Source organism: Lentilactobacillus buchneri (genome assembly GCF_018314255.1).
In the GTDB taxonomy this organism is placed as follows: Bacteria; Bacillota; Bacilli; order Lactobacillales; family Lactobacillaceae; genus Lentilactobacillus; species Lentilactobacillus buchneri.
In genome coordinates this window covers 650,977-673,454 of the sequence record NZ_CP073066.1, presented here as the reverse complement: position 1 = coordinate 673,454, position 22,478 = coordinate 650,977, and the positions used below count along the sequence as shown (strand labels likewise).

General features: G+C 46.2%; 17 protein-coding genes. 10 read left to right on the top strand and 7 right to left on the bottom strand.

From position 1 onward, the window contains the following. Window positions 1-75 precede the first annotated feature (75 nt). Genes KE627_RS03415 through KE627_RS03405 form a run of 3 tightly spaced genes read right to left on the bottom strand, consistent with a single transcriptional unit; the run spans window position 76 to window position 4,614 of the window. Entirely contained in the window at window positions 76-1,461 is a 1,386-nt protein-coding gene (locus tag KE627_RS03415) for a glycoside-pentoside-hexuronide (GPH):cation symporter (protein WP_014940442.1), read from the bottom strand. A gap of 27 nt (window positions 1,462-1,488) precedes the next feature. Next, window positions 1,489-2,967: a sucrose phosphorylase gene (gene gtfA / locus KE627_RS03410; protein WP_013728630.1), complete on the bottom strand. Its 1,479-nt coding sequence runs from the start codon at window positions 2,965-2,967 to the stop codon at window positions 1,489-1,491. A gap of 3 nt (window positions 2,968-2,970) precedes the next feature. Continuing rightward, window positions 2,971-4,614, bottom strand: a complete 1,644-nt coding sequence (locus KE627_RS03405; protein ID WP_056939143.1) for a glycoside hydrolase family 13 protein — start codon at window positions 4,612-4,614, stop codon at window positions 2,971-2,973. Between the two features lie 153 nt (window positions 4,615-4,767). On the opposite strand from KE627_RS03405, the gene KE627_RS03400 reads away from it, so the two are divergent. Then, window positions 4,768-5,754, top strand: a complete 987-nt coding sequence (locus KE627_RS03400; RefSeq protein ID WP_056939142.1) for a LacI family DNA-binding transcriptional regulator — start codon at window positions 4,768-4,770, stop codon at window positions 5,752-5,754. 218 nt (window positions 5,755-5,972) lie between these two features. Here the strand turns inward: KE627_RS03400 and KE627_RS03395 are convergent, their stop codons facing one another. Genes KE627_RS03395 through KE627_RS03385 form a run of 3 tightly spaced genes read right to left on the bottom strand, consistent with a single transcriptional unit; the run spans window position 5,973 to window position 10,621 of the window. After that, window positions 5,973-6,884, bottom strand: a complete 912-nt coding sequence (locus KE627_RS03395) for a proline-specific peptidase family protein (RefSeq protein ID WP_013728627.1) — start codon at window positions 6,882-6,884, stop codon at window positions 5,973-5,975. Between the two features lie 44 nt (window positions 6,885-6,928). Then, entirely contained in the window at window positions 6,929-9,358 is a 2,430-nt protein-coding gene (locus KE627_RS03390) for a Xaa-Pro dipeptidyl-peptidase (protein ID WP_082602322.1), read from the bottom strand. Between the two features lie 39 nt (window positions 9,359-9,397). Next, window positions 9,398-10,621, bottom strand: a complete 1,224-nt coding sequence (locus KE627_RS03385; protein ID WP_056939140.1) for a helix-turn-helix transcriptional regulator — start codon at window positions 10,619-10,621, stop codon at window positions 9,398-9,400. A 152-nt stretch (window positions 10,622-10,773) separates the two neighbouring features. Between KE627_RS03385 and uidA the strand changes: the two genes are divergently transcribed. The 5 genes from uidA (at window position 10,774) to KE627_RS03360 (ending at window position 17,264) form a co-directional block, all read left to right on the top strand. Beyond that, window positions 10,774-12,585 carry a beta-glucuronidase gene (uidA, locus tag KE627_RS03380; protein ID WP_013728624.1) on the top strand — a complete coding sequence of 604 codons (1,812 nt, stop codon included), beginning with the start codon at window positions 10,774-10,776 and terminating at the stop codon, window positions 12,583-12,585. Between the two features lie 114 nt (window positions 12,586-12,699). Beyond that, window positions 12,700-14,142: an MFS transporter gene (locus KE627_RS03375; protein ID WP_056939139.1), complete on the top strand. Its 1,443-nt coding sequence runs from the start codon at window positions 12,700-12,702 to the stop codon at window positions 14,140-14,142. A 169-nt stretch (window positions 14,143-14,311) separates the two neighbouring features. Continuing rightward, window positions 14,312-15,520: an NAD(P) transhydrogenase subunit alpha gene (locus tag KE627_RS03370; RefSeq protein WP_014940431.1), complete on the top strand. Its 1,209-nt coding sequence runs from the start codon at window positions 14,312-14,314 to the stop codon at window positions 15,518-15,520. 5 nt (window positions 15,521-15,525) lie between these two features. Beyond that, window positions 15,526-15,846 carry an NAD(P) transhydrogenase subunit alpha part 2 gene (locus tag KE627_RS03365; RefSeq protein WP_013728621.1) on the top strand — a complete coding sequence of 107 codons (321 nt, stop codon included), beginning with the start codon at window positions 15,526-15,528 and terminating at the stop codon, window positions 15,844-15,846. Continuing rightward, on the top strand, window positions 15,846-17,264 hold the full coding sequence (locus KE627_RS03360; protein ID WP_013728620.1) for an NAD(P)(+) transhydrogenase (Re/Si-specific) subunit beta: 1,419 nt from the start codon (window positions 15,846-15,848) through the stop codon (window positions 17,262-17,264). Before KE627_RS03365 ends, KE627_RS03360 begins: the two co-directional genes overlap by 1 nt. Before the next feature lie 199 nt (window positions 17,265-17,463). Here KE627_RS03360 and KE627_RS03355 read toward each other — a convergent pair whose 3' ends face one another. Next, a complete protein-coding gene (locus tag KE627_RS03355; protein ID WP_056939138.1) occupies window positions 17,464-19,599 on the bottom strand; it encodes a DUF5776 domain-containing protein in 2,136 nt (711 codons plus the stop codon). 201 nt (window positions 19,600-19,800) lie between these two features. On the opposite strand from KE627_RS03355, the gene KE627_RS03350 reads away from it, so the two are divergent. From KE627_RS03350 to KE627_RS03335, 4 genes are all read left to right on the top strand, one after another. Then, complete coding sequence (locus KE627_RS03350) at window positions 19,801-20,940, top strand: cation:proton antiporter (RefSeq protein WP_013728617.1); 1,140 nt, start codon at window positions 19,801-19,803, stop codon at window positions 20,938-20,940. A 13-nt stretch (window positions 20,941-20,953) separates the two neighbouring features. Further along, window positions 20,954-21,385 (top strand): bis(5'-nucleosyl)-tetraphosphatase, encoded by a 432-nt coding sequence (locus tag KE627_RS03345; RefSeq protein ID WP_013728616.1) that lies wholly within the window; start codon window positions 20,954-20,956, stop codon window positions 21,383-21,385. Then, entirely contained in the window at window positions 21,385-21,954 is a 570-nt protein-coding gene (locus KE627_RS03340) for a guanylate kinase (RefSeq protein ID WP_013728615.1), read from the top strand. The genes KE627_RS03345 and KE627_RS03340 overlap by 1 nt, the downstream gene beginning before the upstream one ends. A 68-nt stretch (window positions 21,955-22,022) precedes the next feature. Further along, entirely contained in the window at window positions 22,023-22,466 is a 444-nt protein-coding gene (locus KE627_RS03335) for a Fur family transcriptional regulator (protein ID WP_013728614.1), read from the top strand. Window positions 22,467-22,478 lie beyond the last annotated feature (12 nt).

The following is a 22,478-nucleotide window of genomic DNA, read 5'->3' as shown; positions in this document are numbered from 1 at the left end:
TCAAAGAACCCCCGAAGCTAGCATCTGTACACTAACTTCAGGGGTCCTTTATTAATTCAAATGGTAAGTTGTGGTTTAAGCAGCTTCATGTCGTGCCTTGAGGTCTGCTTCGATTTGCGGTTGCATTTTATCGAATTTGTAGAAGTACATCAAGATTAATCCAATACCAAATCCAATGAATGGTACCCAAACGAAGTTCATCTCAATGGCATTTAAGGCTTGTGCAGTCTGGGCGTGGTTGGCAACGTAGCCGTTCATGCTGAGCAAGAACCCAGTGACGACACCACCCATTCCCATGCCAAGGTTGGAGGCAATTCCGGAGAATGACGTAACCAGACCCTCAGCTCGAACACCGTTTTTCCATTCGCCGTAATCAACGGTATCGGCAAGCATAACTGGCAGCAGTCCAGCGAAGAAGCCGTTACCAAAGTACCCGAGAATCGTCGCGCCCGCCAGAATGGGGACGTTCATCATCTTAGCACCGACGCCAAGAACTAATTGACTGATGACGCAAAGGCCAAGACCAATTACCATCGTGCCTTTTTTGCCAAAGTGGCGAGTTAAAAATGGCGTAAAGACAATCACAACCAGCGAGAGTGCCTGCAGACCGAGCATGAACGAAGCTAAGTCCGCATTGTGCATATTGTATTTAAAGAAATAAACCGTTACTTGAAGCTTGGTTTGCATCCCGATCCAGAAGAAGAAATACATTAAGGAAATAATCATCCAAGGCCAGTTGCCCTTAAGCGCCCGAGCAGACTCCTTGAGGGAGAGCTTTTCTTGGTGACGGGGATGGACACGCTCACGTGTGTTTTTGAACGTTAACAACAATAAGAACGCAGTCAGAATTGCGACCAAAATCGCGGTAATCAAGAAACCTTTTTTGTCATTACCTTGACCAAGCAGCGAGACTGCCGGCAGGACCATGATTGAGATTAACGTAGCCCCAGTGGTAGCTAACACTTGCCGAACAGTACTGAATCGAACCCGTTCCTGTGGATTGGCGGTCAGACTGGGCAGCATTGAAGTAATTGGAATGTTGATTCCCAAATATAAAATATCAATTGCAATATAGGTGACGTATGCCCAAACCAACTTGCCCAGTGGTCCTAGTGGAACGGACGAGAATGCCAGAATGAAGAAGATGGCGTATGGAATGGAGAACCATAAGAAGAAGGGGCGACTTTTACCCCAACGTGTATGGGTGCGATCAATCATAATGCCCCAGGTTGGACCGGAAATTGCATCGACGATTCTAGCGATAAAAAACAGGGTTCCGATTGCCCCGGCAGCTAAGCCGAAAACATCCGTGTAGTAGTACATCAAGTAGGTGCCGACCATACCGTTGGCGATATTGCAGGCAAAGTCCGATGCTCCATAGCTTAAACGTTCTTTGTTGGTAATGTGTTCATCATTTGTGAGTGATTGGGAACCCGCAGGCAATGTTTGTGTCATTTTCATTTTTAATCCTCTTTTCAGTGTGTGTGCTTATTTAACTGCTGACAAATTACTGGTTAATATTTCTTTAGTCTCGCCTTCAGAATTGGTTTCCGTAATGGTAAAGGCTTGGGTCTGCAAGTTAGCGGACAAAGTTGCGGAAGTCTGACCATCTTCGGATCGGCGGGTAACCACAATTTCATTGTCACCATTCTGTTGGACGTCAATTCCACCTTCCAAATCAAACGCCGAGCTCTGATTACGGAAACGGAGGAGATCAAACAATGCTTTGACGACTGGCCGTTTGGTTTCTTCAGCCACTTCATCCAATGAGTAATAGTGACGGTTGATATTGCGGCCTTCCTTGGTCTTTTCCAGCAAGCCCAGATCGTTCTTACCGGCAAGCAGGCCGACATAGTAAACCTGAGGAATCCCTGGTGCAAAGACTTGAATGGCGCGGGCAAGCAGGTAAGCGTGATCGTTATCCCCTAGAGCTGAGTAGTATGTGGTATTGATCTGGTAAACGTCAAGGTTATGGTAAGCAGTACTGGAATAAACCTTTTTGACGTTGGCGCCGACTTTATACATTTCAGCTTTGGTGTAATCCAGTTCCTCGTCCGATAGAATATCTTTGGCATCCACAACACCAATGCCATCGTGGGTATCCAAAGTCGTGAACTGTTTCATCGGACTGTTCTTAAGCCAGCCGGCCAAGCGACTTGCTTTGCCTGAGTAAAGACTATACAAAGTGACAATTGGTAAGGCAAAGTCATAGCTGAAGTAATCATGGTCGGTAATCTTTCGGACAATATGGTAGTTTTCATGGATCTCGGGCAATAAGGTGGTCTCACGTGGACTAGTGATGTCACTGATTTCTTTCAGTAGATCCCAAATTTCCGGTTCTACGAAGAAATCGTTGGTGCCGAGTTTCTTAATGGCGTAAGCGAAGGCATCCAGGCGAATGATAGAAGCACCATGGTCCATCAAGAAGTTCAAGGTATCTTTGATGAACTGTTTGGTTACCTTGGAAGTCACATTCAGATCGATCTGATCCTCACCAAAGGTGTTCCAGACATCTTCGGTCTGACCATCGGCAAATTTGACCGTTTGAACAGGGGCCTTTGGCTTGCGCTTATAAATTAAATCAACATCTTCTTGAGTTGGACGACCCTTGGGCCAAAATTCATTCCAGTGGATGAACAGATCCCGATAAGCAGACTGATTGTGGTTAGCTTGGAAATCTTTAAAGTATTTGGATTGTTTCGAAATATGGTTGACCATGAAGTCAAACATTAAATAGTATGACTCGGACAGCTTTTTCACGTCGTCCCAATTGCCAAATTTTTCGTCCACTTTGGTATAATCCATCGGTGCGAAACCGCGATCACCAGATGACGGGAAGAATGGCAGCAGGTGAACACCACCAACGACACCGTCCAGGTATGTTGACAAGACTTTTTGCAAATCTTTGATATTATTTCCCAAACTATCGGGATAGGTAATGAGCATTGCTTGATTGTTTAATTTCATGGGTTATTTCCTTTCGTATTTGTAAAGGTAGGCTGACCAGGGCTGGAGCTTCATGGCGGCGGGATTCTGTTCAGCCGAACTGTTAGTGAGAATTAACTCGAGGTTCCGATAATCCGAGGTAATCTGGTAACTTGCCGGCGTATCACTCAAATTGGTGATAACCAGGTAGCCTTGGTGACCAGATTCGCGGATGTAAACATAAAGTTGATGATCGTGCGTGTCGGTTAAGTGATACTTACCAGTCAGTAAAATTGGATCGCTTAGTCTAAGAGCAATCAACCGCTTGTAAAAACTGAGGACTGATTGTGGATCGGCTTGTTCGTTGGCAACATTGACGGTTCGATGGTTGGGGTTCATTTCGATCCAAGGTTGATGATTACTGAAGCCGCCGGTTGACGCCCACTGCATTGGCGTACGGGCGTTATCGCGACTCTTTTTTTGGAGTTTAAACAACGTTTCATCTTTGGTTGCGCCCTTGGCCAGTTCCTCTTGATAAAAGCGTTTGGAATCCAGATCGCGGTATTGATCGATGTTGTCAAAGTCCACGTTGCTCATTCCAAGTTCTTGGCCTTGATAAATGAACGGGGTGCCTTTCATCAAGAAGTACATCATTGCCAAGGCCGTGGCACTTTGCTGACGCAGGTTGCCATCATTGCCGAAATAAGAAACTGCTCTGGGTAAATCGTGATTCTCCAGGAAAAGGGCGTTCCAGCCGATTCCCTCGAGGCCGTTCTGCCAGTTGGTTAACGCCTTTCGCAGCATTGCCACGTCGATTTGGCCGACGGTGAACTTTTCCCAGAAACTGACGTGGTCAAACTGGAAGATCATGTCGAAGTAGCCGGTTTTGCTGTTTACCCATTCCTGGGCGCGGGTGACTGGAACGCCACCAGCTTCACCCACGGTCATGAGGTGGTCCCGTTTAAAATCAGCACTGAGTTCACTGAGAAACTTGTCGATGCCTGGAACGTTATTCATGGCTGCTTCTTGATCCTGGACGTTGGCAAACGATTGATTTTTCTTTAAGTGAGAAATGGCGTCCAATCGGAAACCGTCAACGCCGTGTTTGGCCCACCAGTCAATAATTTGTTTGACCGCTTCGTGAACCTTGGGATTTTCCCAGTTAAGGTCGGGCTGTTGCTTGGCAAACAGATGATAATAATATTCGTCTGTCGCCGGGTTATAAGTCCAGGCCGAACCCCCAAATAAGGAGACCCAGTTGTTGGGTTCTTTTTCGGCAATCGGTTTTCGCCAAATGTAAAAATCATGGTAGGGGTTATCAATCGATTTTTTCGCTTCTTGGAACCAGTGGTGTTGATCGGACGTATGATTGATGACGAGGTCGAAGACGACCCAAATGTCATTTTGATGGAACTGCCGGATCATATTAAATGTGTCATCCAATGTGCCATATTGCGGGTCAATATCTTCATAATCTGACACGTCATAGCCATTGTCGATGTTTGGTGATGCGAAGAATGGCGACAGCCAGACGAAGTTCACTCCCAAAGATTTGATGTAGGGAATCTTTTCAATGATTCCCGGTAGGTCACCGATACCATCGTTGTTGCTGTCATAAAAGCTTTTGGGATAGATTTGGTAGCCAACTGCATTCCGCCACCAAGTCGGATTTTGTTGATTATTAATCAATGTGCTCACCTCTCATGATTTTGAAACCCCTTTCACAAAACACATGATACACGCTTACATAACGATGTGTCAATCGCTTGACATAAATTAACATAAAAAGATTTTCCAATATGCTATACTGGTACTATCAAAACGCGTTGAGAAGGTGATTTCATGCAACCAAAATTAGCAGACGTGGCAAAGTTGGCCGGTGTTTCTGTGACCACTGTCTCTCGGGTGATCAATGAGCGGGGCTATTTGTCAGCCGCCACCAAAGAAAAGGTCTTTTCTGCCATGCAGCAGCTGAATTACCAACCTAGTTTGGCCGCCCGGGTCCTTCAAGGAAAACAATTTAAATTAGTTGGCTTGATCTTTGCCAGCCTGGAGAATCCATTGATTGCCCAAGTGGTTGAGGAAATTGAAAATCGGCTGTTTGCCCGTGGCTATAAAGCGATTATCTGTAACAGTATGGACAATCCCGAAAAGGAACAGCAGTATTTGAAAATGCTGATGGCTAACCAGGTTGATGGTATCATCACTGGTTCGCATAACGAGGGAATTAAGGAATATAAAATGTCGGGGCTGCCGATTGTTTCCTATGATCGTTATTTTCAAACGAAAATTCCGACTGTCAGCAGTGATAATCAGGCAGGTGGTGAACTGGCGGCTCGGACGATGATCGAAAAGGGCTCCAAAAAGTTCATGGTTGTGTCCGGTAGTTTAGAGAAGCGGGCTCCCAATAACCGCCGATTAACCGGCTTTGAACAAATTGCCAAGGAACATGGCTGTTCTGTTCAAATGGTGGCCTTTCCGTTTAATTCGACGCCCACCATTCGTCGGGCTACGTTACGTGAAAAACTGCTGGCTGATCAGCCGGACGGCATTTTCTGTACGGATGATCAAACCGCATTGCTATGTATTCAAGAAGCGCGCCGGGCGGGGATGCGAGTCCCCGAAGACGTTCAAGTAATCGGCTACGATGGCTCGGATTACGTCCAGGAGTATCATCCAGAATTAAGTACAATCGTCCAGCCGGTAGAAGACATCGCGGATTTGTTGGTTCGCTTGTTGTTCAGCCGCCTTCAGAAAAATGACGATCAACTGCTGGATAAGTATGTTTTGCCAATTAAATTACTTCAGAGAGATTCATTGCGAAAATAAAACAAGCGCCGGTAGAGTTGCAAATGACATGCAATTCTCCCGGCGCTTGTTTGGTTTTTGAGATTGTTCCGGGCTCTAACCGGGTCTCGTCACACTCTGGTTGAAATGTGTTCCGAGGCAACTGATGCTAACGTGTAAGTCCAAAAAGCTTTAAATCCAAGCCCGGGATTTCAATCTTTCCGGCCTTACACACCGCATCACCCGTTGCTCGTCACACTCTACTTGTTGAACGTATCATTCTCCACCTCGCGGATGAAGGTTGCCAGATGGTCATAGTAGACATCCGGATTATCGATCATGTGATGGTGGCCGCCTTCTGGTGTTGAGACGAATTTGGCGTTTGGAATCATCTTGGCCATGCGCTTACCAGTTTCGATTGGCATGGTTTCATGTTCACCAAATGTAACCAGCGTTGGCACCTTGATGTTCTTTAATTGATCGGTGAAGTTCCACTCAGCCAATTTACCAGTGACAACGAATTCGTTATCGCCTTGGAAAGCGCCATAGATATCGGTGTTAGTAACATCGATCAGATGCGACAGCTTGGAAGGCTGCTTCCGGTCAATGTATCCCTTATTCAAAATATCAACGTATGATTGATACTTGTCGTTATCGTAGTCACCCTTAGCTTCACAATCCTTCATGTAGGCAACTTGTTCTGGGGTTAATGCCTTCTCACGGACTTCTTCCAGGTGCTTGGTGTAATCGTCAATTCGATCAACCATGGAAGAAATAATGGCACCCTTTAAATGTTGACCAAACTTGGCAGCGTACTCTTGAACTAACAGGCCGCCCCATGATTGGCCGATGAGATAAAAGTTGTCCAACCCGAGCTTTTCACGAACTTCGTCAACTTCATTTAAGAAATAATCGTAGTTTAAAATATCTTTGCGGTTCTTGGGATCGCTGAAATCAGGACTGTCAGAATACCATGACCCCAATTGGTCGTACATGGTAACTTGCACGTCCAAGCCTTGCTTCTTGAGTTGTTTGGCTGCGTCTTCCCAATATTCATGTTCGCCGCCGGGGCCGCCATGCAATGCTAACAAATGAATGTCGCCAGTGCCTTGGGTATTGGTCCATAAGTGATAGCCGTTATCCAAAGTAATGATTTTTGTTCCTGTCTTCATAAAATCACCTATCCTTATTGTTATTTATAAAAATCATATCACATTTATCCCTGTTTATCATCGGCAGTCAACAATGGTAATTCAATCTTTGAAGCGCTCAGATCAACTGTGTAGGAAATATCCTGATTGCTGCGGATGGTGTAGTCCATATCAGTGGCGTAAATAATCAGTCCAAGTTGATGCCCTTTCAACAAGCGCCAAAATGTTGGCTGAAACGCTATGGTGAAGTTGGAGTATTGGCCGGGCTTCAGGTCGTCCGATTGATAATTGTTGGTGCGATTTTGCATATTCATATGGGCATCGGTGAACTTCTTGTAAGCCGATGCTTTTTTCTCAGGCAAAAATTCTTTCAAATCGTCTTTCCGCCATTGGTAACCGGTAATAATCTGCTGGGCAGACAAAATTTGGGGGACAGCGGTCAAACGTTTTTCGACCCCATAATCAACCAGAGCCGCACTCAACAAGCCTAAGTCCGCACTGCTGGCAGCCCGCAAGGTAATCGTCGCTCTTCCATCCACGGTGATATCTTGGTCCAGTGGCTCGGACACGAGTTTAATACTGTGTTTATCAAGCTTGGAATGATTCTTGGTAAATAGGGCCTTCTGCCACTTCTTGGTATTTTCGATGTAGTCCTTAAATAAATCGTCTGGCAATTGATCGCTAAATGAATGGTTCTCGTTCAGATCTGTCCAGCGCTTATCGTCAAGGGGAATTTCTTTAACGTTGCCGCCCCAGTCTTTGTAGGTGTTCCACGTTTCCGGTTCAGCGTTATCCTGTACCAAAACATCCGGCACAATCTGGTTAGCTTGATTATCGACCGCCAACAATTTGTTAGTTAGCCAGAGATTGACGATATCCGTGAAATCGACTGAGCGAAAGTTGTTGAGGTATTCATGTTGTCCTTGATGAAGGACTAATTTTTGGGTAATCTTTTCATTCTTTAACGTGTTTCTGAGATTGTAAACGTGGGACAACTTAACATTCCAATCATTCAAACCGTGGACTAGCAGCATGTCAGCTTTGATATTGACATTCTTCAAGAGATTACGATTATCCCAAAAACTGTTGTAACTTCCTGTCACCCGGTCTTGGCCGGCGGTGAGTTTCTTCAACTGGGCCAACCAAGTGTCCTTGATTTTGAGATAATCGGCAGCCGACTGCTCACGACTAAAGGTGAGTTCACCCAAGACGTCAGTATCTTCACCTTGGAAGCCGCCGGGAGCGACGACCAAGCCGTTCTCTCGATAATAATCGTAATAGTTAGAGATGCCGGCTTCAACCACAGCGGTCTTGAGTCCGTCAACACCCGTCATTGCGGCCGCCGTTGAGAGGGTGCCAAGATAAGAGCGCCCGGTCATCCCAACGTTACCATTGGACCACCAAGCCGGAATGGCAATTTGATCGGACCGGTTGGTAAATGCGGTCCGATCGCCATGCAGCCACTCGATGACCGAAGTGGCACTGATGGTTTCGTCAGGCGTCCCGGTTGTCCGGACGCCGTCAGAATCTTTAGTGCCGACACCGGATGAATAGACCACCGCAAAACCGCGCGCCAAGAAGTAATCATTCAATGAATAAGTCCAGGTTTTAACAAATGATTCTTCAGCGACTTTGTTGGTATCCTTGATGGTCCGTGGCTCCGGCAAGTCATGGTTGTCGTAATCGAACTTAACGTCGTCATAACTCAGATGGTTGGGTTGCTTGCGGGTTAATTTTTCCTGATTAACGTCGTGGGTCATTTGATCGGCTTGGTGGTCGTTAGTCCCTTGGTCGTAAGGGCTGGCAGTGAAAATAACCGGTACCTTCAAGCCGTTTTCAGTTTCTCCCGGACGAATGATTTCAGCTTTCAAGAGGTCTCGTTTGCCATCATGGTCATTGTCCAAGGGCGCTTCAACGTAAACCACGTCGCGGATGAGTTGAGTGGTATCAAAGACCGCCTGGGACTTACCGTTAAAGATGAGCGGCCGTTTCAGTTCATCGGTTCCGAAGAATTGGTGATAGTAGCCTTGACCCGCCAAATAATCAATCAAGGTTTGCCCAAACTTGGTTCGCGTATTGAGCAGTTTGTACCAGGCATCAATGACCTGATTGCGGTCGAGCGTATCGTCGACAACCGCCATTGGCAGTCGATATTTTTTCATGGCGGAAAACGGGTCGTTCAACTCGAAGTCCAGGCCGACTTCAAATCCCAACAGCTGCAAGCCAACGTTATAAAAGGCTAACTTGCTGACGGCAGCTTGAGTTGTCGTGAACTCATAAGCATTTAGAGTGGGGGTTGCCATCAAATTAGCAACCTTTTGAATCCGGGTGGCCAAGCTCTGCTTTTCAATGAAGAATTTCAGCAGGAATTGGCGATAAAGCATGACCGGATCTGCCATCTTTTTGGTTTGGGCGGTTAAGAAATGGACATCCGCCAACTCTTTGACAATAGTGTGATGATCAGTGGGAACATATGCAAACTGATTAATTTTCATGAAGTACCTCCTGGAAATGATTGTTAACGCCATTATACCTTACTTTTGAATCCCTGAACCGGTCGGCTTTTGCCGAAATTGCAGTGGGGTCTGGCCAGTCAGCTTCTTAAAAACTCTGATGAAATAATTTAAATCGTTGAATCCGGTCATCAAGGCGATGTCGGTAATCGAGGGCGTTGGTCTGCTCAAATATTGTTTTGCCAAAACGATGCGGCGGTGGTTGACGTAATCGGTGATGGTCATGCCGACCTCCTGCTTAAATTTTCTTGAAAGGTATGACGGATTGGTGCCGATAGATTGGGCAATTTGATTGAGCGTGATCGGGTGCCCCAGGTTCAGCAGAATATAGTCAGCCGCTCGTTGAATCATTGGGGAATAGCCGGAAGTTGAGAGGGTAAGAACCAGTTGGCAATATTCCCGCGTCATCGAGTGGACTAAGATGTGTAAACCTTGAAGCGTGTTTTGGCGCTCGATTAACAAGGCGTACTTTTCGGAAATGTCGTTGAGGTAGACCGGGTGGACGCCGCCTTTGTGCGCGGCAATTCGACAAATAGTATTGAAAACAAAGCAGATATTTTTTGAGGAGCGTAATGGCTTGCCTGGAATTCGATTCGAGAAGGAATCAAATATCTTGGTCATGGTTGTATTGAGACGGTGGACGGCGACTTGATCGCCTGAGGCAATCGCATTGGTGATTTTGGCTTCGTTGGCATAGTTGGCTTCGATTTGCGCCCGATGATCGCTGTTAACCGTCATCAACGATCTTTCAATTGGCTGAGGGCCATGGGTTACTTTGGCTTTTTCGTGGGCGGTGGCTAGCTGTCGGGAAAATAAGTTGGTCATCAAAGTGGCCAAGTCGTTGATTTTATCTTCTGCCAGCACCGGTAAGCTTTGGTACAACTGGGTGAGTTGCCGATGTTCGCTGATGGTATAGGAATTCATCGCCACGATGTCATTGATTTCATCGATGGTCAGGGTGGTGGTTAGGAACGGTCCCAAGACGACAACTTGGTCGTCAGGTTGGTCAAGGCGGGCCGCCACGTAGCTCAGCTGGGCGGAATCCGTGTAAGTCAGGTACCCATTAGCATGGAATTGCTCAATTTGTTGAAAGATCGGATCAAACTCGTTGAGCCGGTGGAAGGCTGGTAACACGTTTTCTTGAATTTGCACCACGGGGGTGCCGTCTTTTTGAATGATGGCAATATCAATTTGGGTCAGGGAATGAATCAGTTCAGCAGTTGATTGGTTATCATACGCGGTCATCGTCAAGATCCTTTCTGGTAGCGGTTACATAAAAGTCAATAAAATGCGATTTAAGTAAAAATTAGATAAGTATTCGATCCCAGTTTAGCCTATATTAAAGACATTGAAAAGCAGTGATCCAAATACTGACTAACGAACGGAGGATTTTAACTATGTTATACCCACTCACAACACCCAGCAGAACGGTTCTGGACTTATCAGGACTCTGGAAATTTATGATCGATGAGGAGATCACACCAATCGATCCCAAACAGCCGTTGCCAACTGAAGACGTCATTTCGGTTCCGGCTTCCTTCAATGATCAAACCGCGTCAAAGAAGATTCGTGAGCACAACGGCTTTGTGTGGTACGAAACTAATTTTGATATTGCCAAACCATTGCGCAGCCAGCGGTTAGTTTTGCGATTTGGCTCCGCCACTCATGAAGCTTGGGTTTACCTCAACGGCCAGGAAATTACCCATCATAAGGGTGGCTTTACACCGTTTGAGGTGGAAATTAACGATTATCTAAAAGATAGCGACAACCGCTTAACCGTTAAACTCAGCAATATTCTTGATTACACGACTCTGCCGGTTGGCAACTATTCGGAAAGCACTGACCAAGATGGCCACAAGCTCCGCCACGTTGACGAAAACTTTGATTTCTTTAACTATGCCGGTCTTCAACGACCAGTTAAAATCTACTCAACGCCAGCTGACTATATCAGCGATATCACGGTCGTTCCAGACGTCCATCTGGCTGAATCCAGTGCTGACGTCGAGGTCAAAGTCACTACCCACGGGGAGATTGATGGAGTTAAAGTGACCATTTTGGACCAAGACGGCCAGGCGGTGGTCAGCGGCACTTCTGCCGATACTACTTTGCATATTGACCACGTTCATCTTTGGCAGCCGTTGAACGCCTATCTCTATACCGCAAAAGTGACAGTCAGCCGAAATGGTGAAGTGATCGATACCTATTCAGAAGACTTTGGTGTTCGCAAGATTGAGGTTAAGAATGCCCAGTTCTTAATTAACGGCGAACCATTTTATTTTAAAGGCTTTGGCAAGCATGAAGATTCATACGTTCATGGTCGGGGCATCAACCAACCGGTCAATGTCTTGGATATTAATTTGATGAAGGATATGGGCGCTAATTCATTTAGAACCTCCCACTATCCATACTCCGAGGAAATGATGCGGTTATGTGATCGCGAAGGAATTGTGGTGATTGATGAAACGCCAGCTGTTGGGTTGATGGTGACCTTTGGGTTTGATGTGTCAATGCTTGAGAGCGACGACTACCAAGACGATACTTGGACCAAATTAAAGACCGCCGACGCCCACAAACAGGTGATCAAAGAAATCATCGACCGTGACAAGAACCATGCCTGTGTCGCGATGTGGTCGATTGCCAACGAAGCGGCAACCTTTTCAAAAGGGGCATATGAATACTTCAAGCCGTTATTTGATGAAGCCCGTCAACTGGACCCCCAAAAGCGACCTTGCACCTACACCAGCATCATGATGGCCACTCCGAAGACGGATAACTGTATTTCATTGGTTGATGTGATTGCCTTGAACCGCTACTATGGCTGGTATGTTGGTAATGGCGATTTGAAGACGGCTGAACAAGCAACCCGCGATGAGCTGCAGGAATATTCTGACAAATTCCCGGACAAACCCATTATGTATACCGAATACGGCGCCGACACCATTCCTGGGCTCCACAGCAATTACGACGAGCCATTCTCTGAAGAATTCCAGGAAGACTACTATCGAATGGCCAGCAAGGTCTTCGATGAATTCCCACACTTTGTCGGTGAGCAATTGTGGAACTTCGCCGACTTCCAGACCAAATTTGGCATTCAACGGGTTCAGGGTAATAAGAAAGGAATTTTCACCAGATCACGGGAACCGAAGATGGTTGTCCGTTACCTGAAAGACCGCTGGACTAAGATTCCTAACTTTGGTTATAAAAAATAATATCGTTAATTTTCGAACCGGAACACGTGATTCCGCGTGCGCCGGTTTTTTATTGCTTCAAATGAAAGCGCTTAACAAACTAAGAACCAGCACATGATTAAGGAGGGGTTTACCTTGAAAACAGAAAAACTCAAAATGCGTGAAAAAGTAGCCTATGGATTGGGGGATTTGGGCAACGGCTTGATGTTTCAATTTGCTCAGCTGTTCTTACTAAAATTCTATACCGATGTTTTACAGATCCCAGCCTATTGGGGAGGGTTGATTTTCCTGATCGCCAAATTCTTCGATGCCTTTGTAGATACCAGTGTTGGTGCCTTCATGGATTCTCGTCAGCATATTTCCAAACGCGGAAAGTTTCGCCCATACATTCTCTATGGCTCATTATTCCTGGGAATTGCAACAGTTGCCTGTTTTGTCACGCCTAATTTTGGTGAGACCGGGCGGATCATCTATGCCTTCGTTTCATATAACATCATGGGATTTTGTTACTCCGTTGTAAATATTCCTTATGGTTCGCTGGCAGCAGCTATGACTATGGATTCCGGTGATCGGACTTCTTTGGCTGCCGCTCGCAACTTAACTGGACAAATGGCCGCCTTGCTTACCGGAGCAGTAGTAATTCCACTGGTAGCGATCTTTGCGACGCCCAAAATTGGTTACATTGCCACGGTCGCGATTTTTGCTGCCGCCGGCGTTGTTTCACAGATTCTCTGTTACTCCGGAACCAAGGAACGCATCATTGACCATAAGCCCCGCCAAAAGGGGGATGGTCTCAAGTCGATCAAGGGACTGTTAACCAACCGTCCGTTCATTATTCTATCCATTTTCACGATTCTTAGTGTTGGCTCGATGTTCCTTAAAATGGGTATTCAACTATACTACTTCCAGTACGTTTTGGGACAGGTCGGAATCGTTAGTATTGTGAGCCTATTGAGTGCTTTATCGATTATTCCAGCGGTGATCTTTGCCACGCCGTTGGTTAAGAAAATTGGTAAGAAGAACGTTGCAATATACGCAACACTGGGATTCATTGCAGCAGAACTGGTCAACTTTTTTATCACCGGCTCACATGTCGTTCCTTATCTGATCGTCAACACGATTTCATACATGTTCCTGGGCTTTAGTGGGACCGTCGCCTTTGCGTTTGTGAATGACGTGATTGAATACGGTCAGTTGCAAACCGGGATTCGCTCAGAAGGAATTATTTATTCCGGCTACAGTTTTGTGCGGAAAATTGCCCAAGGGGTCGCCGGCTTTATTCCTGGTCTTGCTTTGACAATGACTGGATACGTTGCCAATCAACCTCAATCTGCCAGCACAATCTCCGGCATTAGTGCCGTGTATTTCTTAGTTCCAGCGATTGCCAGTGCGATTTCCTGCATTGTCTTTTACTTTGGTTACGACTTGACTGACGAGAAGCATGCCGAAATTGTCAAAGAGTTGGAACGACGTGAAACTGATCTCAAGCAGAATGAACATCTGGATGTCATTGATGACAATCCGATTGACGATACTTTGAATTCTGAAGTTCCTAATACCGGCATGGTTAATCACTAACTAACGATCACAATGAATACTTGGAAAAAAGGACGAACCGAAAATAACTTTTTGGTTCGTTTTTCTATGCTTGTAAAGTTAATCACAAACCATTGCAATTCTCGATGAAGAGGACTAGCCTTGAACCGTATAAAGCGTTTGCAAAATGATTGTGAAGGGGGTCGCTTTAATGTCTACGATTATTGCTGCTTTGAAGGAATCTGGCGATGAAAACCGTGTGGCAATCACACCGGATGTGGCTGCGAAATTAGTTCACAGCAAGTTTGAAGTTATGATCGAACAGGGCGCTGGTCAGAATGCTTATTTTTCTGACCAGGCCTACCAAGATGCTGGCGCAAAAGTCGTTAGCCGAGACGATGCAGTTAGTCAGGCCAATGTGATTGCGACGGTTGATTTACCTGATTCAGAGACTTTGGGCAAGTTGCATGAGGGACAGATTTTAATTGGCTTGTTGAAGGCCTTGACCGATTTGGACTCGGTGCAAAAACTTGCTAAACAGAAGGTCACGGCGCTGTCGTTTGAACTGCTGCCGCGGACCATTTCCCGTGCCCAAAGCATGGATGTCTTAAGTTCACAAGCCTCAATTGCCGGTTACAAAGCTGCTTTGGTGGCTGCTGACAAATTCGCCCGTTATTTCCCAATGATGATCACTGCTGCGGGGACTGCCAAGCCTGCCAAAGTGTTGGTCTTAGGGACCGGAGTTGCCGGCCTGCAAGCCATTGGAACTGCCAAACGGCTGGGGGCAATTGTTTCCGGTTATGATGTTCGTCCAGCGTCTCGAGGCGAAGTTGAATCACTCGGTGCCGAATTTCTCACTAGTTCAGTCAGTGCTGTCGGTGAAGGCGGTTATGCCCGTCAATTGTCTGCTGATGAGCAAAAGCAGCAGCAAGACGAATTAATTGGGTTTATCAAACAAAATGATATTGTCATCACCACCGCGCAGGTTCCTGGAAGAAAGCCGCCACTGCTGGTTCCTCAAGCCGCCGTTGATAACGCTAAACCAGGTAGCGTCTTCGTTGATTTGGCTGCCAGTGATTTGGGTGGTAATGTCGCTGGATCAAAGCCCGACCAAACAGTGATCACTGATTCCGGTGTTCAACTGATTGGGGCCGGGAATTTAGCCAGTGAAATGGCAACGTCGGCTTCTGAAATGTTCTCTAAGAACGTTCAGGCAGTGATTAATGATGTTGCTGATAAGGATGCTCAAATTACCATCGATTTAAAAGATGACGTAATGAGCCAATTGGTTGCGACCGACCATGGCGAAATTATTTCTGAACGAGTCAGAAAAGCGCTGAACCTGCCAATTTCAAAACCGGCTGAAGACGATGCTGCCCCTGCCGATTCTGACGACAAATCAGCTGAGAAGGGGGATTAGTCATTATGAGTCAAGAATTATATACGAATTTAGCCATTTTTGTTTTGAGCCTGCTAGTTGGGTTTGAAGTTATGAGTAAAATTCCCTCAACCCTGCAGACGCCAATGATGTCTGGTGCCAATGCGATTCATGGCGTCGTCGTTGTCGGTGCCTTTGTGATTGCTGCAGAAGCCAGCAGCTGGTATTTCTACCTGTTGGCATTTCTAGCCGCATTCTTTGCAGCTGTCAACGTCGCCGGTGGTTACACCGTGACTGACCGGATGCTGGGAATGTTTAACCGGCCGAAAAAACAGCCGAATTCAGCTGACAAGGGAGGCGACAAATAATGTCACTCCTTAAAACGATTGCTTCCCTAATTTACCTGCTGTCAGCGGTCTGCTATGTGATTGGTGTTCACATGATGCGCTCCCCAAAGACGGCTCGGAATGGTAATTTACTTTCCGGACTTGGGATGGCCATGGCAGTTGTCATGATTTTAGTTGAAATTATCTCCAAGGGTCAGATTACCTTAATTGGCTGGACGGTATTGTTTGCGGGTCTGTTAATCGGAATTTTGTATGGAGTTATCCGCGCACGCAAAGTGCCAATGACCGATGTTCCTCAATTGGTTTCGCTGTTTAACGCCGTTGGTGGCGGTGCCGCTGCCACAATCGGGATTTTCGATTACACCCACGAAGCTGTCGGTACCTCTTTGAGCCTGGCCTTTTCCATTCCAGTGCTGCTTGACATTATTATTGGTGGGATTACCTTCTCAGGCTCGCTAATTGCAACCGGTAAATTGTCCGGACATGTGCCCGGCAAACCAATTTCGTTTCCCGGCGACAAATTGATTAACGGTCTGGCAGTGTTAGCAATTATCGTTGCCGGTGTTTGGATGATTGGTTTTCCTTCCGCTTACTGGCCTATGGTACTGGCATTGTTAGCCAGTTTGATTTTTGGCCTATTGATGACCTTGCCAATTGGTGGTGCCGACATGCCGGTGGTTGTTTCACTTTTGAACGCCTTTACCGGTTTGGCGGTTGCCTTTGCCGGATTTGTCATTGATAATCAGGTCTTGATTATCGCTGGTGCGCTGGTTGGTGCGGCCGGAACAATTTTGACCCTGCAAATGGCCGAAGCAATGAACCGATCAGTTGCCAACATTATTGCTGGCGGCTTCGGTAGTGGCGATTCCAACGGCAGTATTGGTGCGGGTGCTGAGGTGCCAACCAACATTAAGAAGACCACACCCGATGATGTCGGCATGCAGCTGGCCTATGCGCACAATGTCATGATCGTTCCCGGTTATGGTTTGGCTGCCGCTCAGGCTCAGCATGAAGTCGCTGAGTTGGCGAAATTGCTGACGGATGCCGGAATTAACGTCAACTATGCGATTCACCCAGTTGCCGGCCGGATGCCTGGCCATATGAACGTTTTGCTCGCCGATGTCAACGTTCCTTACGATCAAATGAAACAGTTGGATGAAGCCAACTCGATGTTTGAAAATACTGACGTTTCGCTGGTTATTGGCGCTAACGATGTTACCAATCCATTGGCTCGTGAAAAGGGTAACGCCATTTCGGGGATGCCAATTTTGGATGTTGATAAATCAAAGTCCGTCGTTGTCATTAAGCGTTCCATGAGTACCGGTTACGCCGGTGTTCAAAACCCACTGTTTAGTGAAGATCAGACCAGTATGATGTTCTCGGATGCCAAGAAGGGGCTGCAGGAAATTATTGCGGCTACCAAGGGGTATTTAGATTAAATGAAGAGTGGGGCGCGAGGCGCTTTGATCCCAGAATTTAAGTAAATAATCCAGTTATTCCTGGTTTTGGAATAACTGGATTATTTGCTTAAATGGCCGGGATCAGCCGATTGTCCCAGGTTTAATCTATATGACAGTGGAACTCAAAAGAGGCGATGACATAACTGACAAAGAATGATGTTTCGCCTCTTTTGGGTAATTATTTATAATAGACTTTCACAAACTTCGGATTGGCGGTAATATAGCCACCCTTGACAGAGAATCGCTTGGCACCGGACTTGGTGTTCGACGCATCATGGCTATAGGTGTAGAAGTTGACTTTAATCTTGGCGCCTTTCTTGTAGTGACCGTTTTTCTTGGTGAAATTGGCAGTGGTATAGCGGTTGATTGCTTTTTTGGCGACCACTCTGGTTGGCTGCTTTTGTTTACCGTTCATAACCAGCTTACGGTTGGCAGTGATGAAATTACCATTGCCCAGCATGTAACGGGTGGTCAAGTTGTGGGTGGTGATTGACTCGACCTTTAGGATTCTTCCCTGCTTGAACGTCTGGACTGGCTTGGTGAGGTCCTTTTCGTTGTATTCGATGACTCCATTTGGGCTGATGACGGTGATGAACTTTGGGACTGCCTGGTAGTAAACCGGAGAAACGAAGCTGGACTTAGTGGTGATGTAGCCGGTCATTCCCGCAGTTGGACTGTCATGGTTGACATCGACGACTTTGAAACGTATGCGGCCTGCGTTGGAATAGCTGTATCCGGTGACCACAAACATTGGTCGGAAGACCCGTGGCTTTTGAGTATAACCAACCAGTCGCTCAGCTTTTTTGAAGGTTGGATTCTTGTATAGGTAAATCTTCTTCAGTGAGTAGACGACTTCACCAGTAGTTTTCGCATAATTTGGTAACTGCGTTCCGCTTGGTGGGGTTGGGTGAACTGGGAAGGTTGGGGTTTCCGGATTGGTTGGTGGATTTGGTGTGGTCGGTGGCGTCGGGTTGACCGGTGTTGAATTCTTGGTGTAAATGAGCTTGAAGGTTTGCTTTTCTCCGGTAATTTTGCCGGTTTGTGCCGGATCGTATTTGGAGAAGGTGTAACCTGGGATATTTAATTTGTAATCGGCTGTTGAAAGATCGAAGGCTTGATCAATTTCACCCTTGATCGTAGCTGACGCATGAATTGAGTTGCCGTTGGTGTCGACATACTCAACTGTGACCGGCTGGGCTTCTTCTGGTTGAATGACGTATGGCATAAAGTAGCTCAGTGCTGCGTAGAGCGGTTCTCCTGGGTAGACGTTATATTGCGCAATCATGTAGTAAGTGTAGGTATTGTTAACAACGGTTGCGTTTGGATAGTAGCTGGCCCATGGGTTAGTGGGATCTGTCGGGATAATTTGCGGTGCCAAATTTGTGTAGGTGAAATCATCACCGTTAATGGTTGTGGTTCCCTGGGCCACACCAGTCCCACGAGTGCCGTTGCGGAAGACGTCAATTTGAGAGTACTTGGTATCGGTTGGGTTGCCATAAGCAAGGGTTCCCGGACGGAGAAATTTTTGCTGGTAAGGCTGGAATGGTTTGTTATCCTCGGTTTTAACGTTTTTTGGTAAGGCGTCCACAAACGGTGCTTTCCAAGTGTAGGTGTTGGAGTGGAGCACTTGTAGTGGTTTAATGACGATTTGCTCCAGGTAGTTAAATCCCTCGGTATATTGTTCAGCGTCCAATGTGTTTAGATTATTGATGCAGTTGTTATTGAGATATAAAGTCTTGACATTCTTCAGACCCGCAATTGGTGAAATGTCTTGAATTCGATTACCTGACAAGTTGATATATTCAAGTTTTTCCAGACCTTCAAGTGGTGAGACATCAATAATGTCATCATGATGAAATTTACTTCCTCTATTTAAGTCTGCGTTCAATTCAAGCTTGGTGAGGTTCGTACAATATTCCAAGCCTTCCAGTGAATAATTACCCTTATTTGCAGGGCCGACCGAACCGTTGCCGCCATTGACCGGTTCTTGGCGGTCCACTTGTTCGTTGGTTCCAATCTCCCAGCCCAGCTGAGTTAGTTTTGCCAAATCTTCCTTAAATGTGGTCGGCGTGAAGTCACTCAAGGTAAAGTTGGGATCTTGAATGATCTTTTGATCTTTCATATTGATTAAAACTAATTCTCGCAGTTTCTCATTCGGCATTATTTTGTCGATGGTCTGTTCGTCTTGAGTAGTGGCTGCATTGGCGGCCGTGACCATCGGCGTTTGGTTATTTAAGACCATCCCCACAAACATCAGGATGGCGGTCGTCGTGATCATTAACAAAAAGTTGAGTAGTCTCTTGGAACGCTCCATGATTATTCACCCCCAAGTGTAAATATTCCTTCCTTGTAATCGCTTTCATTATATCGGAATATTACCAGAAATTGAAAGTATCTTGATTGTGAAATTAAGTTCTTAAAATTACCGGTCTCAGCCCATGAACGCGGGCAATTGGTATGGTAAACTAATATCAATAGTACGTAACTAATGGTTAAGAAAAGAAAGGGTTATTAGATGGCGTTTGTGGGTCAAATTGCACTCATTTTAATTGCAACATTATTGGCGGCAGCGATTAGTCAACGATTAGGGATGCCGGCTGTGATCGGCCAGTTGATCGCCGGGGTTATTTTAGGCCCGGGTATCTTAGGGGTCCTGCACAATACGGAACTGATGCACGCCGGGGCAGAAATCGGCGTGATTATTTTGATGTTCATTGCCGGGATCGAAAGCGATCTGGATTTACTCAAGAAGTATTTCAAACCGGCAATTAGTGTGGCGGCAATCGGCGTCTTGTTCCCCATGATTGTCTTTTACGGCTACGGCCAAATCATGGGGCAGGGCTTTGAGCGCTCAATTTTTTGGGGCGTTATCTTCGCGGCAACTTCGGTCTCAATTAGTGTCGAAGTGCTTCGCGAGTTCAAGAAATTGAACACCAAGGAAGGCGCGACAATTCTGGGAGCAGCAGTGGTTGATGACATCATTGCCGTGATTTTGCTGAGTATCTTCGTCAGCTCCTTTGGAGTTAGCGGCAGTGGATCGTCGAATTTACTGGTTGCCACACTGTATCAATTGATGTACTTTTTAGGTGTGATCATCCTGGTTAAATGGGTGGTCCCGGTGGTACTGCGAGTGGCAGAACGATTGCCGGTCCACGGCTCGGTAGCGATTACCTCGCTGGTGATCTGTTTGACAATGGCCTGGTCCGCTGACGCTTTAGGCTTGAGTTCGGTGGTTGGCGCCTTCTTTGCTGGGGTGGCCGTTTCACAGACGAAATTTCAAGATGAAATCTCCAGTAGTGTCAGCTCAGTCGGATACACCTTTTTCATTCCGATCTTCTTTGTCAGCATTGGCTTGGATATGGAGTTCAACAATGTCATCAAGAACCTGGGCTTCATTGTCATCATGACGATTTTAGCGATCGCTACCAAGTTGTTTGGCGGCGCCCTGGGTGCTTGGATCACCAAAATGAATTGGAGCAGCGCGTTTATTGTTGGTTCCGGGATGGTATCACGGGGTGAAATGGCGCTGATTATCGCCCAAATCGGGTTGTCCGCCAATTTGATGGCCAAGAACCTGTACTCTGAAATTATTATTGTCATTGTATTGTCGACGATTGTGGCACCAATGTTATTGAAGAAAACAATGAAAGTTTAAAAGGAGATTAATGATGGTTACTGAATATGCGAGTGGTGCAGTGGTTTATGAAATTAGAGACGGCAAGATCTGGTACCTGTTATTGCAGAGTGCCACCTCTGATTTTTGGGGATTACCCAAAGGACACGTCGAGAAGAATGAAAATCTCATCCAAACAGCAGTCCGTGAAATTCACGAGGAAACCAGCTTAAAGACGCAAATCGACGCCAACTTTAAAGAAAAGGTTGAGTACGATATGAACAACGGCCACCACAAGGACGTGACTTTCTTTGTCAGCCGGGTGGCGCCAGAAGTCAAGGTTCGAAAGCAGGATGAAGAGATCAACTCATTTGGATGGTTTGACTATGAAGATGCTTACGAAAAGTTAACCTATGATAATCTCCGACAACTGCTTAAGCACGCCGACACCTATATCCGCAATAAAGAAAACATCGAGGAAGCCTGATGAAGAATCGAGTATTTGTGATTACCGGAGCCGCTGGCAGCGGCAAGACAACCGTTCGTGATTATTTACATGACCAATATCAAATGGCCCGGGTGATCACCCACACCACCCGGCCGCCGCGGGAAAATGAACGTGACGGGGTGGACTATTATTTTGAGGACGACCAATCGTTCTTTGACAATCACTTTTTGGAGTCCGTCCACTATGCCGGCCACTATTATGGTTCATCCTACGAAGGCTTAGAGAATGCCTGGGAGAAATCACCATTTGCGACGATTGTCCTGGACACTGCCGGAGCCATTACATATAAGCAGAAACTGGGCGAAAAGGCAGTCATCATTTTTCTGCAGGTCGGCGATACTGAAGAACTCAAACGCCGAATGCAGGGGCGTGGTGACAATGCTGAGATGGTTGCCAAACGGGTCAGCAGTAAGGAGTATCATCGTGATCTCGAAATGCCTTATGAACTGCAGGGCAAGGCTTATCAAGTGGTTAACCAGGATTGGCAGCAGACGCGTCAACAAATTGATAAAATCGTTGAGAATTATCGTCAAGAAACGGCGGGATAGTTGTTGCTGAAAGTAGATTATGGTAGGATGCAATAAACAGTAATAATTACTTATTAGAGGTGAACAGTATGCCTGCAGCAATTGAACAAGCGACCAAAGTTTTAAAAGAGAATAACTTCAAGATTACCAAGCAACGCCGCGCGATGATTGAATTTTTAGTCGGCACAGCGACGCATAAGTTTGTTGAAGTCACCAGCATTGATGATTTCATGCGCAAAACCTTTCCCAACATGAGTCATAACACGATTTACCGCAACATTTCCGAGTTTGCCAATTTGGGGATTGTTGAGCGGCAGGTGCAGGGTGATCGGGCATCAGTTAAATTCCAGTGTGATTTTCAACATGAGCATCACCACCACTTTATCTGTAGTAACTGCGGCAAAGTGATCGAACTCAAGGATTGTCCATTGAGTCCTGAAATCACTTCCCAGCTGGCTGGCTGTGAAGTGACTGGTCATTTGTTTCAGATTTATGGCTTGTGCCCTCAGTGCGTCAACTTAATGAATAATTAACGAATTGTTTAG

Coding starts and splice junctions, on each gene's coding strand:
- KE627_RS03415 (WP_014940442.1), bottom strand. CDS start 1,461: ATGAAAATGACACAAACATTGCCTGCGGGTTCCCAATCACTCACAAAT.
- gtfA (WP_013728630.1), bottom strand. CDS start 2,967: ATGAAATTAAACAATCAAGCAATGCTCATTACCTATCCCGATAGTTTG.
- KE627_RS03400 (WP_056939142.1), top strand. CDS start 4,768: ATGCAACCAAAATTAGCAGACGTGGCAAAGTTGGCCGGTGTTTCTGTG.
- KE627_RS03395 (WP_013728627.1), bottom strand. CDS start 6,884: ATGAAGACAGGAACAAAAATCATTACTTTGGATAACGGCTATCACTTA.
- KE627_RS03390 (WP_082602322.1), bottom strand. CDS start 9,358: ATGAAAATTAATCAGTTTGCATATGTTCCCACTGATCATCACACTATT.
- KE627_RS03385 (WP_056939140.1), bottom strand. CDS start 10,621: ATGACCGCGTATGATAACCAATCAACTGCTGAACTGATTCATTCCCTG.
- uidA (WP_013728624.1), top strand. CDS start 10,774: ATGTTATACCCACTCACAACACCCAGCAGAACGGTTCTGGACTTATCA.
- KE627_RS03370 (WP_014940431.1), top strand. CDS start 14,312: ATGTCTACGATTATTGCTGCTTTGAAGGAATCTGGCGATGAAAACCGT.
- KE627_RS03365 (WP_013728621.1), top strand. CDS start 15,526: ATGAGTCAAGAATTATATACGAATTTAGCCATTTTTGTTTTGAGCCTG.
- KE627_RS03360 (WP_013728620.1), top strand. CDS start 15,846: ATGTCACTCCTTAAAACGATTGCTTCCCTAATTTACCTGCTGTCAGCG.
- KE627_RS03355 (WP_056939138.1), bottom strand. CDS start 19,599: ATGGAGCGTTCCAAGAGACTACTCAACTTTTTGTTAATGATCACGACG.
- KE627_RS03350 (WP_013728617.1), top strand. CDS start 19,801: ATGGCGTTTGTGGGTCAAATTGCACTCATTTTAATTGCAACATTATTG.
- KE627_RS03345 (WP_013728616.1), top strand. CDS start 20,954: ATGGTTACTGAATATGCGAGTGGTGCAGTGGTTTATGAAATTAGAGAC.
- KE627_RS03340 (WP_013728615.1), top strand. CDS start 21,385: ATGAAGAATCGAGTATTTGTGATTACCGGAGCCGCTGGCAGCGGCAAG.
- KE627_RS03335 (WP_013728614.1), top strand. CDS start 22,023: ATGCCTGCAGCAATTGAACAAGCGACCAAAGTTTTAAAAGAGAATAAC.